At 66.7% G+C, this 16,873-nt stretch carries 17 protein-coding genes; 11 read left to right on the top strand and 6 right to left on the bottom strand.

The annotated features are described in order from the left end of the window. Window positions 1–85: 85 nt before the first annotated feature. Window positions 86–385 carry a DUF503 domain-containing protein gene (locus tag A5680_RS03140; RefSeq protein ID WP_055399380.1) on the top strand — a complete coding sequence of 100 codons (300 nt, stop codon included), beginning with the start codon at window positions 86–88 and terminating at the stop codon, window positions 383–385. On the opposite strand, the gene trmI is transcribed toward A5680_RS03140, so the two are convergent. Then, window positions 382–1,224, bottom strand: coding sequence for a tRNA (adenine(58)-N(1))-methyltransferase TrmI (trmI, locus tag A5680_RS03145; RefSeq protein WP_067816056.1), 843 nt, complete (start codon window positions 1,222–1,224; stop codon window positions 382–384). The genes A5680_RS03140 and trmI overlap by 4 nt on opposite strands. Before the next feature lie 73 nt (window positions 1,225–1,297). Here trmI and A5680_RS03150 point away from each other — a divergent pair, with 73 nt between their 5' ends. Together A5680_RS03150 and A5680_RS03155 are read left to right on the top strand one after the other, a co-directional pair. Continuing rightward, the gene (locus A5680_RS03150) at window positions 1,298–2,182 is read left to right on the top strand and encodes a RecB family exonuclease (RefSeq protein WP_067816059.1); all 885 of its coding nucleotides are present in this window, start codon (window positions 1,298–1,300) and stop codon (window positions 2,180–2,182) included. Between the two features lie 265 nt (window positions 2,183–2,447). Further along, on the top strand, window positions 2,448–3,713 hold the full coding sequence (locus tag A5680_RS03155) for a DEAD/DEAH box helicase (RefSeq protein WP_067816062.1): 1,266 nt from the start codon (window positions 2,448–2,450) through the stop codon (window positions 3,711–3,713). Window positions 3,714–3,717: 4 nt separating this feature from the next. On the opposite strand, the gene A5680_RS03160 is transcribed toward A5680_RS03155, so the two are convergent. The 5 genes from A5680_RS03160 to A5680_RS03180 form a co-directional block, all read right to left on the bottom strand. Next, on the bottom strand, window positions 3,718–5,088 hold the full coding sequence (locus tag A5680_RS03160; protein ID WP_067816067.1) for an FAD-containing oxidoreductase: 1,371 nt from the start codon (window positions 5,086–5,088) through the stop codon (window positions 3,718–3,720). After that, the gene (locus A5680_RS03165) at window positions 5,085–5,594 is read right to left on the bottom strand and encodes a DUF4126 domain-containing protein (RefSeq protein ID WP_067816069.1); all 510 of its coding nucleotides are present in this window, start codon (window positions 5,592–5,594) and stop codon (window positions 5,085–5,087) included. Before A5680_RS03165 ends, A5680_RS03160 begins: the two co-directional genes overlap by 4 nt. Window positions 5,595–5,777: 183 nt before the next feature. After that, window positions 5,778–6,635 carry an ATP phosphoribosyltransferase gene (gene hisG, locus A5680_RS03170; RefSeq protein ID WP_067816073.1) on the bottom strand — a complete coding sequence of 286 codons (858 nt, stop codon included), beginning with the start codon at window positions 6,633–6,635 and terminating at the stop codon, window positions 5,778–5,780. A 2-nt stretch (window positions 6,636–6,637) separates the two neighbouring features. Continuing rightward, entirely contained in the window at window positions 6,638–6,919 is a 282-nt protein-coding gene (locus tag A5680_RS03175) for a phosphoribosyl-ATP diphosphatase (protein WP_055399366.1), read from the bottom strand. Between the two features lie 56 nt (window positions 6,920–6,975). Next, window positions 6,976–7,578 (bottom strand): TetR family transcriptional regulator, encoded by a 603-nt coding sequence (locus tag A5680_RS03180; protein ID WP_067816076.1) that lies wholly within the window; start codon window positions 7,576–7,578, stop codon window positions 6,976–6,978. 304 nt (window positions 7,579–7,882) lie between these two features. Between A5680_RS03180 and A5680_RS03185 the strand changes: the two genes are divergently transcribed. From A5680_RS03185 to A5680_RS03220, 8 genes are read left to right on the top strand one after another with little or no spacing between them, the layout of a single operon-like run. Beyond that, window positions 7,883–8,722, top strand: coding sequence for an ABC transporter permease (locus tag A5680_RS03185; RefSeq protein WP_055399362.1), 840 nt, complete (start codon window positions 7,883–7,885; stop codon window positions 8,720–8,722). Window position 8,723: 1 nt separating this feature from the next. Then, a complete protein-coding gene (locus A5680_RS03190; protein WP_055399360.1) occupies window positions 8,724–9,587 on the top strand; it encodes an ABC transporter permease in 864 nt (287 codons plus the stop codon). Window positions 9,588–9,594: 7 nt separating this feature from the next. Beyond that, a complete protein-coding gene (locus A5680_RS03195) occupies window positions 9,595–11,178 on the top strand; it encodes an MlaD family protein (protein WP_067816079.1) in 1,584 nt (527 codons plus the stop codon). After that, window positions 11,175–12,230, top strand: coding sequence for an MlaD family protein (locus A5680_RS03200; RefSeq protein WP_067816082.1), 1,056 nt, complete (start codon window positions 11,175–11,177; stop codon window positions 12,228–12,230). Before A5680_RS03195 ends, A5680_RS03200 begins: the two co-directional genes overlap by 4 nt. Continuing rightward, the gene (locus A5680_RS03205) at window positions 12,223–13,269 is read left to right on the top strand and encodes an MCE family protein (protein ID WP_067816085.1); all 1,047 of its coding nucleotides are present in this window, start codon (window positions 12,223–12,225) and stop codon (window positions 13,267–13,269) included. The genes A5680_RS03200 and A5680_RS03205 overlap by 8 nt, the downstream gene beginning before the upstream one ends. A 17-nt stretch (window positions 13,270–13,286) precedes the next feature. Further along, on the top strand, window positions 13,287–14,396 hold the full coding sequence (locus A5680_RS03210; protein WP_067816148.1) for an MCE family protein: 1,110 nt from the start codon (window positions 13,287–13,289) through the stop codon (window positions 14,394–14,396). After that, window positions 14,393–15,592, top strand: a complete 1,200-nt coding sequence (locus A5680_RS03215) for an MlaD family protein (protein ID WP_067816088.1) — start codon at window positions 14,393–14,395, stop codon at window positions 15,590–15,592. Before A5680_RS03210 ends, A5680_RS03215 begins: the two co-directional genes overlap by 4 nt. Next, the gene (locus A5680_RS03220) at window positions 15,589–16,848 is read left to right on the top strand and encodes an MlaD family protein (protein WP_067816091.1); all 1,260 of its coding nucleotides are present in this window, start codon (window positions 15,589–15,591) and stop codon (window positions 16,846–16,848) included. The genes A5680_RS03215 and A5680_RS03220 overlap by 4 nt, the downstream gene beginning before the upstream one ends. Window positions 16,849–16,873 lie beyond the last annotated feature (25 nt).

Genomic DNA, 16,873 nt, shown 5'->3' on the forward strand with positions numbered 1-16,873 from the left:
GCACTACACGATGTCGCTCACGCCCGGCGCCGGCTCCCGTCCCGGAGCCGAGTCCCTCCCCGAGCCCACCCGGTTGAGCCGCGGCATGTGGATCGGCTGGCTCGAGTTCGACGTCCTGCTCGGCGACGTCCGATCACTCAAAGAGAAGCGGTCGATCATCCGCCCCGTCGTGGCGGAGCTGCAACGCAAGTTCAGCGTGTCGGCGGCCGAGACGGGTTCCCACGAGCTGTATCGACGCGCGGGCATCGGCGTGGCCCTGGTGTCCGGCGACCGCAGCCACACCGTCGACGTCCTCGACGCGGCCGAACGGCTGGTGGCGGCCCACCCCGAGTTCGAGCTGCTGTCGGTGCGGCGCGGCCTGCGCCGCAGCGACGACGACGGTTAGCCGTCACGGCCCTCGCGTTTGCGCCCCAACGGCGCGGGCGCGATGACGCCCGGCGCGAGCCGGCGCGTGAAGACGAGGAAGGCTGTGTGCCCGCGCATCGAGTGCTGCGGCCGCACGGCCAGGCCCACGACATTCCACCCGCGCTGCAGCGTCTCCCACGACCGCGGTTCGGTCCAGCACTGCTGGGCCCGTAGCGCCTCCACGACCCGCGACAGCTGGGTCACCGTGGCCACGTAGATCATCAGCACGCCGCCGGGGATCAGCAGCCGCGACACCGCGTCGAGCACCTCCCACGGCGCGAGCATGTCGAGCACGGCCCGGTCGAACGAGCCGTCGGGCCGATCGGAGTCCGCGAGGTCGCCGACGATCAGCTCCCAGTTGTCCGGCGGCCCGCCATAGAACACCGACACGTTGCGCCGGGCGTGTTCGGCGTGGTCGGGGCGCTGCTCGTAGGAGACCACCCGCCCGTCGGGCCCGATTGCGCGCAGCAGCGAGCAGGTCAGGGCCCCCGATCCGGCCCCGGCCTCCAGCACGCGCGCGCCCGGGAAGATGTCGCCCTCGTGCACGATCTGCGCGGCGTCCTTGGGGTAGATGACCTGCGGTCCGCGGGGCATCGACATGATGTAGTCGACCAGCAGGGGGCGCAGCACCAAAAACGGTGCGCCGTTGCTGGACTTGACCACCGTGCCCTGTTCCAGCCCGATCAACGCGTCGTGGGCGATCGAGCCGCGATGGGTGTGAAACTCGGCGCCGGGCGTGAGCGACATCGTGTAGTGCCGGCCCTTGGCGTCGGTGAGCTGGACGCGCTCCCCGACGGTGAACGGGCCGGTTGCGGACACGCCGTCTAGCGTGCCAGCCGACTCGCCGCGGGCGGTGCTCGGGGTTGTCGGGGCCCGGTTCTACGCTGCGGACATGACCGACCAGCCGCCGCCGCGGCCGGCTTCCAGACCGGCTTCGAAACCGGCGCTGTCCCCCTCGCGGGCCGCCGACTTCAAGCAGTGCCCGCTGCTGTACCGGTTCCGCGCGATCGACCGGCTTCCGGAGGCGCCGTCCGTCGCCCAGCTGCGCGGCTCGGTGGTGCACGCCGCCCTGCAGCACCTCTACGGCCTGCCCGCCGCGCAGCGCGGTCCCGATACCGCGCTGTCGCTGATCGAGCCGGCCTGGGCGCAGGTGGTCGCGGCGGCGCCCGAACTGGTCGGCGAATTCGATGCCGAGCAACGCAGCCAGCTGCTCGCCGAGGCCCGCGACCTGCTGTCCGGCTACTACCGGCTCGAGGACCCGACCCGCTTCGACCCGCAGTGCTGCGAGGAGCGCGTCGAGGTCGAGCTCGCCGACGGCACGCTGCTGCGCGGTTTCATCGACCGCATCGACGTCGCGGCCACCGGCGAGCTGCGGGTGGTCGACTACAAGACCGGCAAGGCGCCGCCGGCCGCGCGGGCCCTGGCCGAGTTCAAGGCGATGTTCCAGATGAAGTTCTACGCGGTAGCGCTGCTGCGCACGCGCGGCGTGCTGCCCACCCGGCTGCGGCTCATCTACCTCGCCGACGGGCAGGTGCTGGACTACTCGCCGGACCACGACGAGTTACTGCGCTTCGAGAAGACCCTGACGGCGATCTGGCGGGCCATCCAATCCGCCGGGCAGACGGGCGATTTCCGGCCCAGCCAGTCGCGGTTGTGCGACTGGTGCCCCCACCAGCAGTACTGCCCGCTGTTCGGCGGAACGCCGCCGCCTTACCCGGGTTGGCCGAATGACGCACTCGTGCAAGCGGTTTCACACCCAACCCAGCCAGCGGCGTGAGCGGTCACCCCTCAGCGATGTGACGAAGGTCTCGTTCGGCTCGGCCGCCGGTTAACCGGCCCACCGTCGAATGCGCTAAGCTGCTACCAACGTTGGCGCCGAACGGCTTGCCGGCACGTCGTGATCGATTCGTTATTTCTTCTCAGATCCCCGCGGGGCGCCGAGTCCGAGATGACCAGGTGCGCACCGCACAGCCTCGAGTCGCGGCGATCGATGTTGCCATCAGGGCAATCTCGCTACCACCGATGCTTAGGACATTTGAAACATGCTGGAAGACAACACTTTTGCTCACCTCGGGGTGAGCCCGCCGCTGGTCGACGCGCTCGCCGGGCTTGGCGCGCAGCGGCCGTTCCCGATCCAGGTCGAAACCTTGCCGGATACGCTTGCCGGCCGTGACGTGTTGGGGCGCGGCAAGACCGGTAGCGGGAAGACGCTGGCGTTTTCGATCCCGCTGGTGAGCCGGCTCGACGCCGCTGATCGGCGACCGGGCAAGCCGACCGGTCTGGTGTTGGCACCCACCCGCGAATTGGCGACACAGATCGCCGCAACCATCAAGCCGCTTGCCGCCGTCCGGGGCCTGCGGGTCACCACGATCTTCGGCGGGGTGCCGCAGCACAGGCAGGTTGCCGCGCTGAAGTCGGGCACCGACATCGTCGTCGCCTGCCCGGGCCGCCTCGAAGACCTGATGAAGCAACGACTTGTCGACCTGAGCGGGGTGCAGGTCACCGTCATCGACGAGGCCGACCACCTCGCCGATCTGGGCTTCCTGCCCACGGTCACCCGCATCTTGGCGGCCACGCCCGCGGCCGGCCAGCGAATGCTGTTCTCGGCCACCCTCGACGCCGCGGTCGACACCCTGGTGAAGCGATTCCTCTCCAACCCGGTAACGCGGTCGGTCGCCGAACCGGTGTCGGTGACTCCCGCGATGACACATCACCTCTTCTGTGTCGACGGGCCGCAGGCCAAGAAGGAGTTGGTGCACCGGTTGGCCGCGGGAGACTCCCGGCGAATCCTCTTCATGCGAACCAAGCACCAGGCGCGCAAGCTGGCCCGTCAGCTCACTCAATCGGGCATCGCGTCGGTCGAGTTACACGGCAACCTGTCCCAGAACGTGCGCGACCGCAACCTGGCGGCGTTCGCGGCCGGTCACGCGCGGGTGCTCGTCGCGACCGACATCGCCGCCCGCGGCGTGCACGTGGACAACGTCGGATTGGTGGTCCACGTCGACCCGCCCGCGGAGCACAAGGCCTACCTGCATCGGTCCGGGCGCACGGCCCGGGCCGGCGCCTCCGGCGACGTGGTGACCATCGCGCTGCCCGAGCAACGCCGGGACACCGAATCGATGATGCGCAAGGCGGCCATCCGCGCGAAAGCCCAGCAGGTCACCGCGGCCTCACCCGTCATCGGCGCCTTGGCCGGGCAGGCCGCGCCCCGCGAGGTCATCGCGCCGCCACCGGTGCACCGGCCGGGGCCGACGGCCGCGCGCAGCAGGCGACGCCGGTCCCGTCGCCCCGCCACCGCATCGCGGTAACGAGTCACTGCAGCGGGGTCATCTCCTGCAGCATCGTGGGAATCAGCTCGCTGACGGTGGGGTGGATGTGCATCGTGCGGGCCAGCGTGGTGTAGGGCGCCTTGGCCGACATGACGTCGAGGATCTCGTGGACGGCCTCGTCGCCGCCGACGCCGAGGATGGCCGCACCCAGGATCTCCCGGGTGTCGGCGTCCACCACCACCTTCATAAAGCCTTGCGTCTCACCCTTTTCCACCGCCCGACCCACCCGGGTCATTGGCCGCTTGCCGACCAGTGCCTTGCGTCCCGACGCGCGGACCTGATCGACGGTCATGCCGGCGCGCCCCAGCGGTGGGTCGATGTAGAGCGCATAGGTGGTGATGCGGTCGCTCACCTTGCGCGGGTCGTCATCGAGCAGGTTCGCGGCGACGATCTCGAAATCGTTGTAAGACGTGTGGGTGAAGGCGCCCTTGCCATTGCAATCCCCCATGGCCCAGATGTGGTCGACGTTGGTTTTGAGCTGGTCGTCGACCACGATGTAGCCGCGGGCATCCGTCTGCACACCGGCCGCCTCGAGCCCCAGGCCGTCGGTGTTGGGCCGGCGGCCCACGGCCACCAACAGGTGACTTCCGGTGATCGGGGCGGCGCCCGCACTGGGCGTGAGTTCAAAACCGTTGCCGGTCTTGGCGATTCGGACGTCATCGGCGCCGACGACCACGTCGATGCCCTCGCCCTCGAGAATGTCGCGGACCGTGGCGGACACGTCCTCGTCCTCGCGAGAGGCCAACCGCGAACCCCTCTCGACCACGGTCACCCTCGCACCGAAGCGCCGGTACATCTGCGCGAATTCCAGCGCGATGTAGCTGCCGCCGAGGATGACGAGATGCGTTGGCAACGTGTCGAGTTCGAGGATCGAGACATTGGTGAGGAACTCGACGTCGGAAAGTCCGGGGATGTCGGGCACCACCGCTCGGCCACCGACGTTGAGAAAGATCCGGTCGGCGTGCAGCACTGTGTCGTCGACGCGCAACGTGTGCGGATCCGCAAAACGTGCGTGCCCGCGAAACACCGTGCAGCCGTCCATGCCCGCCAACCAGTCCTCGACGCCCTTACGATCGCCCAACATGATCTCGTCTTTGCGCGCCTTGACTTTCGCCATGTCCACGCTGACCGGTCCGGTCGCCACCCCGTAGTCGGCGCCGCGGCGCGCCAGGTGGGCGGCGTACGCGCTGGCCACCAGCGTCTTCGTCGGAATGCAGCCGGTGTTCACGCAGGTGCCGCCGATCAGCTTGCGCTCCACCAGCGCGACCCGCTGCCCGGCCGCCGTCAGCCGCCCCGCCAGTGGTGGGCCGGCCTGGCCGGCGCCGACGATGACGGCGTCGAAATGCTCTGTCACTTAACCGCCGTCAGGATGTATTCCGTCAGCACATGACCCGTCACCGCGGCGATGGCGAACCCGCCGACGATCGCGACCACGTCCTCCAGCAGCGCGATGGGCAGGTCCTTGCCGGCCACGGCCGAAAGCCGCTTGCGTGCCTGGTAGCCGCCGAGGGTGCCGAGCACCGCACCGATGACACCGGCCCCGAGCGCGGTGAACGTCCAGTGCGGCCACGCTCCCAGCGCCGCCCCGGCCAGGCCGCCCATGATGATCCGGGCGGCGAAGATCGGCGGCGCCGTGCGGGCGGGTGTCTTGGGCAGCTTGTCGTTGACCAGTTCGCCGACCGCGAGAACGGTGAACACGATGACCGTGATGATGTTGGCCATCCAGGCGGCCCACGTGCCATGCAGGTCGAGCCAACCGAGGTAGGCCGCCCAGGCGACCACGGCGGGAGCCGTCAGCGAACGCAACCCGGCGACGACACCGATCAGTAAAGCCAGCAGCAGAACAAGCGCGTGTGTCACGAATACCCTCCTGGGGACGAACAGCCCGGCAACGGCAAGGGATGGCGGCCCATGGGAGTGACACGGGCGAACAGCCCTAGGCGGACGCTAACACAGCCGCCGACGGCGCACCCGCCTCCCAGCGTCACGCTAGCGTGACCGCCGGCTTCGAGCGCCACGCTAGCGTGACGCTCGAGCGTGGGGTCAGAACCGGCAGAACCTGATGTCGGACGCCAGAATCGCTTTGGCGCCGATGGCCGCCAACTCGTCCATGATCTCGTTGACGCCCCGACGGGGCACCAGCGCGCGGATGGCGACCCAGTCCGGGTCGGCGAGCGGCGCGATGGTCGGTGACTCCAGTCCCGGCGTGATCGCCGTGGCCTTTTCGAGCACCGAGCGCGGGCAGTCATAGTCGAGCATCAGATATTGCTGGCCGAACACCACACCCTGAATCCGGGCCACCAGTTGGTCGCGCGCGGCCCTGGTCCCCTCCTGCCCATCGGGGTCGGCGCCCTCGATGAGCACCGCCTCCGAATCGCACAGCGGATCGCCGAAGGCCACCAGGTCGTGCAGGCTCAGCGTGCGCCCGGAGCCGACCACGTCGGCGATGGCGTCGGCCACGCCGAGCTGGACCGAAATCTCCACCGCCCCGTCGAGCCGGATGACGGTTGCCTCAATACCGCGCTCCGCCAAGTCTTTTCGGACGAGGTTCGGGTAGGCGGTGGCGATTCGCTTGCCCGCCAGGTCGGCCGTCGTCCAATCGCGGCCGGCCGGGCCGGCATAACGGAAACTCGACGACCCGAAACCCAGCGCCAGCCGTTCCTTCACGGGGGCGTCCGAGTCGCGGACCAGATCCCGTCCGGTGATGCCGAAATCCAGCTGCCCCGAACCCACATAGATCGCAATGTCTTTGGGCCGCAGGAAGAAGAACTCGACCTGGTTGACCGGGTCGATGACGGTGAGGTCCTTGGAATCGGTGCGCCGCCGATAGCCGGCCTCGGCGAGAATTTCGCTGGCCGGCTGGCTCAGCGTGCCCTTGTTGGGAACCGCTACTCGCAGCATCGTCACAGCTTCCGGTAGACGTCGTCGAGCGACAGGCCACGCGCGATCATCAACACCTGCGTCCAATACAGCAACTGGCTGATCTCCTCGGCCAGTGCCTCGTCGGGTTCGTGTTCGGCGGCCAGCCACACCTCGCCGGCCTCCTCGAGGATCTTCTTGCCCAGCCCATGGACGCCGCCGTCGAGGGCGGCGACCGTGGCACTGCCGGCCGGTCGGGTGCGGGCACGCTCCCCCAGTTCGGCGAACAGCTCCTCAAAGGTCTTCACGGCCAGCGATTGTGTCACGCGGCGATAAGCAAAGTCACGGCAGTTTCGCTCGGCCGCCGATTCGGGCCGCCCGGTCAGTCGAATCCGGCGAGGGTAAGCCGCAGCGCTTCCTCTAACTGCACGTGAAAGGGCGCGCTGGCTGCGATATCCGGGTTCAGCCAGCCATCGAGAACGAATTGCACTGTGGCCAAACTCGTATGGACCAACAACGCGGGCCGGATGTCGACCGCAGTGTCGGCACCCATCCGGTATGCCACCTGCTCGATCAGCTTGTCGTGGTCGGCTTCGCTCACCAACACGGATTTGCTCAGCAGGTGGGGCGCGGTTGCGACGGCGTGGCGCCATGGCCCAAGATCGTCGACTGCGCTGACATCCTTCGCGCGCGTGACGAATAGCTGAATCAACGCTTCGACGGGCGACTCGTGTGCCGGCCGCGCGCTGTAGGACCCGACGATCTCGGCGGCAGCCTCCCGGACCGGATCGACCAGCAGGCCCTCCTTCGTGGGCGCGTACCGGAAATAGGTGCTGATGGAGATGCCGGCGGCGGCGGCGATGTCCTCCGTCGTCACCGCCTCGAAGCCGCGCTCGGCGAACAGCCGGTGCGCGGTCTGCTGGATCTGCGACAGCAGCGCGGCCCGCCGCCTGTCCCGCAGCGAGCCGTTGTTTGCTGAGGGCATGCGATCACCTTCGTCAGTACGACAGTCCAACACCGCGGCGCCGCCCGGCGGCGATTTCAGATGAGTGACTCTACACTATTGAAAGTCCCTATCAAGTAGGTTATTGTGATGCAGCCCACGCCGATGAACTGCATAGTCTTTATCCTTGTTGACATTATTTTAATAAAAATTGCCATCGGAGACGCGGCGGTCGTCCGCTCGGCACTTGGGAAATCGGGGGCGGAAAGAGAGCCGATGGAAGCGGTAGCTGGAACGCGATGACCCTTGCCACGAGTTTGCTGGGCGCACCCCGGGTCACGCCAGTATGACGACACAGGTTGACGGCGTCGGCGCCGTTCGGGATTGGTCGGTCGGTTATGTCAAACGCCACCCCGTCGCCTCGCTGACGACGGTCGGCGAGCAGTTCGTTCTGGGCGTGCGCACCGCTCAATACTTCTTCGTCGACCTGCTGACCGGGCGATTCCAGTGGCAAGAGTTCGTCCGTCAGGGCGCCTTCATGGCCGGCACCGCCGTATTGCCGACGATCCTGGTGTCACTGCCGATCAGCGTCACCCTCTCCATCCAGTTCGCGCTGCTGGCCGGGCAGGTCGGGGCCACATCGCTGGCCGGGGCGGCCAGCGGCCTCGCGGTCATCCGTCAGGGGGCTTCGCTGGTGGCCGCGGTGCTGATGGCGTCGGCCGTCGGATCGGCCATCACCGCCGACCTGGGTTCGCGGAAGATGCGCGAGGAAACCGACGCGATGGAGGTGATGGGCGTCTCGGTGATCCGCCGGCTGGTCGTCCCCCGTTTGGCCGCCGCTGTGATGATCGGCGTGGCCCTCACCGGCGTGGTCTGCTTCGCCGGATTCTTCGCAAGCTACATGTTCAACGTGTATTTCCAGAACGGGGCGCCGGGCAGCTTCGTGTCGACATTCGCGTCGTTCGCCACGACCGGCGACATGATCTTGGCGCTGCTGAAGGCGATCGTGTTCGGCGCCATCGTGGCCATCGTGGCGAGCCAGAAAGGCTTGTCGACCAAGGGCGGACCGACGGGTGTGGCCAACTCGGTCAACGCGGCGGTCGTCGAGGCGATCCTGTTGCTGATGATCGTCAACGTCGCCATCAGCCAGCTCTACATCATGTTGTCGCCCAGGACAGGGCTGTGACGTGACCGCTTCCGCGTACCAACCGCTCGCGCCGATTTCGGTGCCGTTCGTCCGGATCTACCGCAGGGGCAAGGTGCCGATCATCCGGCTCGGCCATCTGCTGGTCTTCTTCGTCCGGGCGGCCGTTGCCGTCCCGCTGGCGCTGCGCCAATACCGCGGCGAGTTCTTGCGGTTGTTGTCGAACATCACCTGGGGCAACGGTTCGATCGTCGTGGGTGGCGGCACCGCCGGGGTAGCCGTTGTGCTCGGCATGACGGTCGGCGCGCTCGTCGGCATCGAGGGCTACAACTTCCTGGATCTGCTCGGGCTCGGACCCGCGACCGGGTTCGTCTCCTCGTTGGTCAACACGCGCGAGCTGGCGCCTCTGATGGCATCGCTGGCTTTCGCCATGCAGGGCGGCTGCCGATTCACCGCCCAGCTGGGGTCCATGCGCATTGCCGAGGAGATCGACGCCATGGAATCGATCGCCATCCGCCCGATCCCCTACCTGGTGACCACGAGGCTGATCGCTTCGGTGGTGGCGATCGTCCCGCTGTACGCGGCGTGCCTGGCGATCGGTTACCTGAGCACTCAGCTGGTCGTCGGAATCAGCAGTGGCGGATCAACCGGTTCCTACCTGCACTACTTCACGCTGATGCTGGCCGGCCAGGACATCGTCTATTCCCTGATCAAGGCTGTCATCTTCGTCTGGATCGCATCGACGATCCAGTGCTACTACGGGTATTACGCGAGCGGTGGCCCGGAAGGCGTCGGGGTGGCCGCGGGGCACGGGATGCGAGCAAGCATCACCGTCGTGATCATCGTGAACATGCTGCTCACCATGGCTCTCTGGGGCGTCGACTCCGGCGCACGGTTCGGCGGCTAGGTGGACCATGCCCAATTCCTTTGAGCTGGACGGACGCGGCCCGTCTGACCGGCAGCTGTTCGCCATCGGCATTGCGGTCGTCGTTGTCGGCGCCCTGGTCACCACCGGCATGTTGGTGAAATCCACTGGAAAACTTGATGATTACGTGCGAGTCATCGCCGATCTGGTGAACGTGGGCGACGGCCTTCCGCAGAAGTCTGACGTCAAATACCACGGCGTGCTGGTCGGCTCGGTCAACGGCGTCGTGCCCGCGGCGCAGGGCAAGCCCAACTATGTCCACATCGACCTCAAAGAGGAATTCGCCAAGTCGATTCCGGCCACCGTGACCGCAAGGGTGGTGCCCAGCAATGTCTTCGCCGTGTCGTCGGTTCAGTTGGTGGGCTCCCCCAACCAGGGGGGCTCTGGCGAGAAAATCCGCGGCGGCGCCCACATTCCGGAGGACAAGCGGCTTCCGACCGTTTTGTTTCAGACGACGGTGAGCAAGTTACGCGATGTGCTTGCCGCGGCGGGGCGTGGCCGCGACGACCGGTCCGTCGGGATTCTGGCCGCGCTGGGCGCCGCCACCGACCACCGCCGCGTCGCCCTGTTGGACGCCGGTGCCCAATTGAATCGCCTTCTCGATCAGCTCAATTCGATCGTGAGTACTGACACCGGCCCGTCGACGGTATCCGCACTGCTGGATGCGACCACTGGGCTTGCCCAGACGGCCCCCGACCTTCTCGACGCCCTGCACCAGGCCGTCGAGCCGATGCGGACCTTCGCCGAGACGCGGGGGCAGCTGGCCACACTGCTTTCGGGCGCCGAGTACACGGTCGGCACGACCCGTCAGTCGTTCGGCAACCACGTCGACCAACTCATCCAGATCACCACCGATTTCACCCCCGTGCTCGGAGTGCTGGCGCAAAAGTCGAACAACTTTGTGCCCGCGGTGGTCAAGCTGGACAACCTGGCCACCCAGTTCATGGAGCAGGTGTGGAACCCACGGACGAACGTCGGCAACATGCGCGCGATGCTGACGTTCACACCCAGCTCCACCTACACGCGTGCTGACTGTCCGCATTACGGCGAGCTGAAGGGACCCAGCTGTTTTACCGCACCGCTGGTCCCCGTACGCCCCGATCTGCCCGAAGTGCTGCTGCCGCAGAACTATCAGCCACCCAAGGATCTGGCGCCGCCCCCCGGCACGGTCATCGGTCCCGACGGCAACCTCGTCGCCGTGGGCCCGCCGCTGATCAACCCGAATCCCAACCTGTCCGATCCCAACCCTCCCCTGCCCGCGGGGGTTACCCCGTCGCCCCCCGTGCCCGGGAGCGCGAATCCCGATAACCCCTCGCCCGGAGCACCCGCAACACCGCAACCGCACGAACCGTGGGTCGCGCCGGTGGCACCCAAGGCGCCCTGGATTCCGCAGGCGTCGTTCGGCGTCCCACATTTCGGGGGGAATGTGGGACCCGTTGGGAGCCAGTACGAACGCACCATGTTGGGCGTGATCACCGGCGGTCCGCCGAGTGAAGCCACCGAGCTGCTGCTGGGTCCGGTCGCCCGGGGAACCACGGTGTCACTCGCGCAGCCGGCCGGGGAGGCCAAATGAAGTTTCGCGGCCCACTCATCGCCCTGACCCTGTTCATGGTCGTCTCGGTGACGTTCACGTGGCTGGTGTACGTGAGCCTGCGGCGCGACGTGGCCGGCGATACCGCCAAGTATGCGGCGGTGTTCAGCGACGTGTACGGGCTTCGCGAAGGCGACGACGTCCGCATGGCCGGAGTCCGCGTCGGTCGTGTGGAAAAGATCGAGTTGGACGGGAAACTGGCGAAGGTCTGGTTCGTGGTGCAGCAGGAACAGCGGCTCTTCGGCAACACCCTCGCGTCGGTGACATACCAGAACATCGTCGGCCAGCGCTACCTCGGACTGTCGTTGGGCAAGGAGGGCAGCCCGGAACTGCTGCCACCGGGCAGCACCATCCCGCTGGACCGCACCGAACCATCATTCGACGTCACCACGCTGCTCAACGGTTACGAACCGTTGTTCAGCCTGCTGAACCCCCACGACGCCGACAACCTCACCAAGGGCATCATTGCGTCGCTGCAGGGCGACACGTCTTCGCTGGCCACGCTGGTCGGCCAAACCTCCACTCTCACAGAGACATTCGCGGGCCGAGACCAGGCGCTCGGAAGCGTGATCACCAGCCTCGACAAGGTTATGGGCAACCTCGCCCGGCAGAACGACGACCTCGACGGCGTGATCACCGAGACCCGCAGCATCGTCGGCGAGCTCGACGTGCGCCGGCCGGAACTGGTTGCGTCGGTGGGTTCCCTGGCTCGGGTGACCGGGCGGCTGTCGACATCCGCGGCGGACGTGTACCCGGCGCTGCGCGAGTTCATTGACCGTCAGCCCGGTGTCACCAAACACCTGATGGACGTCGAACCTCAGGTCGCGTTCTTCGGCGACAACATACCGCTGCTGCTCAAGGGACTCACCAGGGTTGGCAATCAGGGCGCCTATGGAAACGCCTACGTCTGCGACGTGAACTTCATGGGATTCTTCCCCGGCCTCAACGATGTCGTGCCGATCATCGTCAACGCCGCCACGCCGGGTAACAAGGCGTGGCACAGCCCGAGATGCAGGAGCACGGCCGATGGCTGACGCGTCCGTGTGGGAGCGGATGAGGAAGCGTCCGCTGGAAAGCTACAACAAGACGTGGCTTGGGTTCATCGCCGTCGCGGTGGTCGCGGTGGTCATCGGAGTCATGTTGCTCGTGCACGCCCTGGGCGCCGGCTACCGGCACTACACCGCGGAGTTCCTGCAGGCCGCCTCGCTCCGGCCCGGCAACCCCATCGTGGTCGCGGGCATTCCGGTGGGCAACGTCACGAGCATGAAACTCGTTGGCGACCACGTCGAGGCGGGGCTCAAGGTCCGGGACAACATCACCCTGGGCAAGGACTCCCGGGCACAGATCAAGGTGACAACTATCCTAGGCTCGCGCTACCTGGCATTGGAACCCAACGGCCCCGCGCGACTGCCCGACAACACCTTCGACCTGGCGCACACGGAAGTCCCCTACGACCTGCAGGCCGCATTGCAGGATGCCAGCACCACTTTCGAGCAGGTCGACTCCGACAGGTTCGCGCAATCGCTGGCGGTGCTCGGCAAGCAGCTCGAGGGCCTGCCGGCCGTTGTGCCGCAGGCGATCTCAAACATCCACACCCTGTCCTCGATCATCGCGATCCGGCGGGACCAACTCGGACAGCTGTTGCGCAGTACGGAGCAGGTGACCAACACGCTGCGGCGCCAGCAGGCTGGTATCGGAAATCTGGTCGACCAGGGTCAAGACCTGCTCGGCCAATTCGTCGCGCGGCGAGCGGTTTTCCACGCGATGATGCGATCCCTGTCCAGCCTTGTCGACACCATGGGTCAGGTCGTGGTCAATGATCGCTCGGGCCTGGAATCGCTGATCAAGGACATGCGCGACTTCACCAACTTGATGTCTCAACACGACGACCTGCTGCACAGCATGCTGCAGACCAGCCCGATCTTCTTCCGGGAAGCGGCCAACCTCACCGGCGACGGCAACGCGATCAACTTCAACGCCCCCAACGTTCCGTTGATCGACTCGTGGATGTGCGCAATCAGCGGCCGCGCCAAGCAATTCGGCATGATCCAGTACTTCAAGGACTGCCAGTGAGGCGCCGGGCCGCGGGCATGCTTAGAACGAAGGTGCTTGCCGTCGCCGCCACCATCGCGGTGAGCGCCGCGGCGATCGGCGTCGGTTGGTGGTACCTGGGGTCCGACGAGGACAGCATTAGCCTGACCGCCCAATTCGACAGCGCCTCAGGGCTATACGAAGGCAATACGGTGGCGGTGCTGGGCATGCCCGTCGGCAACATCACCAAGATCACGGCCAAGGGCGGCTACGTCGAGGTCGAGTTCACCGTCGACCGCCACGTCAAAGTTCCCGCCACCGCGCAAGCGGTCACCGTGTCGACCTCTATCCTCACCGACCGCCAAATCGAACTCACCCCGCCGTATCGGGGCGGACCGGCCCTTCAGAACCACGACACCATCGGATTGCCCCGGACCAAGACGCCCGTCGAATTCAGCAGCGTTCTCAATGTTCTGGACAAGGTGACCAAGTCACTCGAGGGCGACGGCCGCGGCGGCGGTCCGGTCGCCGACGTGCTGGGCGGCGGCACCGACGTAGTGAAGGGCAACGGCGAGAAGATCAAAGCGGCGCTCGGTGAACTGTCGACGGCGCTGCGCTTGTCCAGCGACCGCGGTGCGACGACTCGCGAGCAGATCACCACGATCGTCAAAAACATCAGCACGCTGTTCGACGCCGTGACCGCTAATGACACGAAGTTGCGCGAATTCGCCTCCACCATACACCAAGTCAGCCAGATCATGGCCGACGAGGACATCGGCAGCGGAACCACCGGCCGCAGGCTCAACGAACTGATCCAGCGCGCCGGCGACCTGCTCGACGCCAACCGCGACAACATCAAGCAGTCCGCGCGGGGCGGCAACGCGACGCTGCAGATGGTGACCGACCAGCGGCGCGACCTGGCCGAACTTCTGGATCTGGCCCCGCTGGTGGCTGACAACGCCTACAACATGGTGGACCGTGCGAACGGCAGCGTGCGTGCCCGCTTCCTCACCGATCGGCTGCTTTTCGACAGTCAGTACACCAAAGAGATCTGCAACCTCATGGGCCTTCGGCAACTCGGCTGCAGCACCGGGACCATCCAGGATTTCGGTCCCGACTTCGGATTGACCTATGTGCTGGACGGTATGGCCGCGATGGGGCAGAAATGATGGCAGCGGGTATGCGGGCAACGCTGGCGGCGGCTGCCGCGGCAATGGTTACCGCGGGATGCGCCACGAACGGCCTTGCCAGCCTGCCCCTTCCGGCCCCGGGGCTGGGGTCCGGAGGCTATTCGCTCAACGCCGTCTTCTCCAATGCGCTCAACCTGCCGATGAATGCCAAGGTGAAGCTCGCCGGCGCCGATGTCGGACAGCTCGAATCGATGGTGGCACGCAATTACACCGCGGTAACGCGACTGCGCATCCGCGACGGCGTGCAACTGCCCCGCGGCAGCACCGCCGAATTGCGCACCGCGACACCGTTGGGCGACGTGTTCGTCGCGCTGAAGCCGCCGGCCGCGGGCGATCCGGACGGGCCCCCGTTGAAGGACGGGGACACCATCGGCCTGGATTCGACGGCGGCGGCGGCGACCGTCGAGTCCGTGCTGAGCTCGGCGGCGATTCTGGTGAACGGGGGGGCAGTTCGCAATTTCACCAACATCATCAACGGCTTCGGCAAGGCAACCGGTGACCAGGGCCAGGCGTTCGGCGACATGATCCGCAAGTCCAACGAGCTGCTCGGGCGGTTGGATTCCCGGTCGGATCAGATCACCGCCGCATTGAGCCAATTGTCGCGCCTGGCCGACCAACTCGACGCCAAGAACCAAACCATCAGCGACCTGGTCGGGGCCGCCAGTCCCGCCACTTCGGCCCTGGCCGGCAACACCACCCAGCTGGCCGACCTGGCTGTGCAGGTGGGTGACACGTCCCGGTTGCTGGCCAGGTTTCCCTCGATCGGCGGGACGGACACCAGCGGCCGCAGCCTGATCCGCGACCTGAACACGGTCGCCGCGGCCGCCAACGACGTTGCGGTGAGCCCGGACACCAGCTGGCTCGCGCTGAACCGGCTGATACCCGCGTTGGTCAAATCCACGGCGGGCAATTCGATTTCGGTGAATGTGGGCGTCGACAAGATCATGCTCGGGTCGATACCCGACATCGGTTTCCCCGGTGACATCGGGCTGCACGGACCACACCACTACAACGTGAACCTGCTCGTCGGCACGCTCAAATACACGCTGTGGCGTCTGCAGGAGCGGGTGGTCGGCCGCGGCCCGAACTCACCGCAGGTTCCGGTCATTCCGGACCCGAACATTCCGGGTCAAATCGACGTCGCCCCCGGACCCCCGCCAGGACCGAACCCATGACCCGCGCCATCGACGACGTCGCCAACCTCATCGTCCGGGCGGTACGCACCGGCCATCGGCAACAGGTCTGGCTATCGGTGGCCGGATTAGTGCTCATCCTGGTCGTTGCAACCGCCTATCTGCTCATCGGCGCGCTGCGGGTGAAGCCGTTCGCCTCGTCCTACCGCGTCACCGTGCAGTTGCCCGACTCCGGCGGCCTACTGCCCAATCAAGACGTCGCGCTGCGCGGAGTGCGCGTTGGTCGTGTCGAGTCTTTGCAGATCACCGACAACGGTGTGAACGCAGTCGCCAGCATCGCGTCGACGGTGCGAATCCCGGCGAACAGCGTTGTCCACGTGTCCGCGCTCTCGCCGGCCGGCGAGCAGTACATCAACTTCGAAGCCGCCTCGGATGCCGGGCCGTATCTGCGCGACGGCAGCCTCATCGCCTTGGACCACACCACCGTCCCGGTCAGCTTGGCGCAGTTGCTCGGTGACGCCGACGGACTGTTGGCCCAAGTCGACCCCCACAAGATCGAATTGATCAAGCAGGAATTGAGCTTGAGCAAGGAAGGCCCGGCGAAGCTGACCGCCATTGTCGACGGCGGCACGTTCCTGCTTTCGACGCTCGATTCGGTGCTGCCGCAAACCACCAGCATCATCAAGACCAGCCGGGTCGTTCTCACCCTGGCAAACGACAAGAACGCCGGCTTGGGCGCTGCCGCAAGGGAACTCAACCAGACGCTCACCGGCGTCGCCCGGATGCAGACCGGATATCGGCGGTTGACCGAGCAGACGCCGCGCACCCTGTCCGCCGTCGACAATCTCTTCACCGACAATTCCGACACCATGGTGCAGTTGCTGGGCAGCATGGCCACCATGTCGCAGCTGCTCTATGTGCGAGTGCCCGCACTCAACGCGCTGTTCCCCGACTACCGCGGATCGGTATTGGACGCCGTCGCAAGCACTTTTCACGATCAAGGCGTGTGGGCGACGGCCGACCTCTACCCCCGCTATGTGTGCGACTACGGGACACCGTCGCACGCCTCCTCGGCCGCCGACTACTACGAACCGTTCATGTACACCTACTGCCGGGACGACGACCCCGCCGTCTCCATCCGCGGCGCCAAGAACGCGCCCCGGCCCGGGGGCGACGACACCGCCGGGCCGCCGCCGGGCGCCGACCTGGGCGCGCGCACAGATCCGACCCCGCGGGGCCGCTACACCATTCCCACCCCCTACGGTGGCCCGCCTCTGCCGATCGAACCACCCCACTGAACCCCAACCATTCGAGCCGATCCCT

The sequence above is a fragment of the Mycobacterium sp. E2989 genome, assembly GCF_001667595.1.
In the GTDB taxonomy this organism is placed as follows: Bacteria; Actinomycetota; Actinomycetes; order Mycobacteriales; family Mycobacteriaceae; genus Mycobacterium.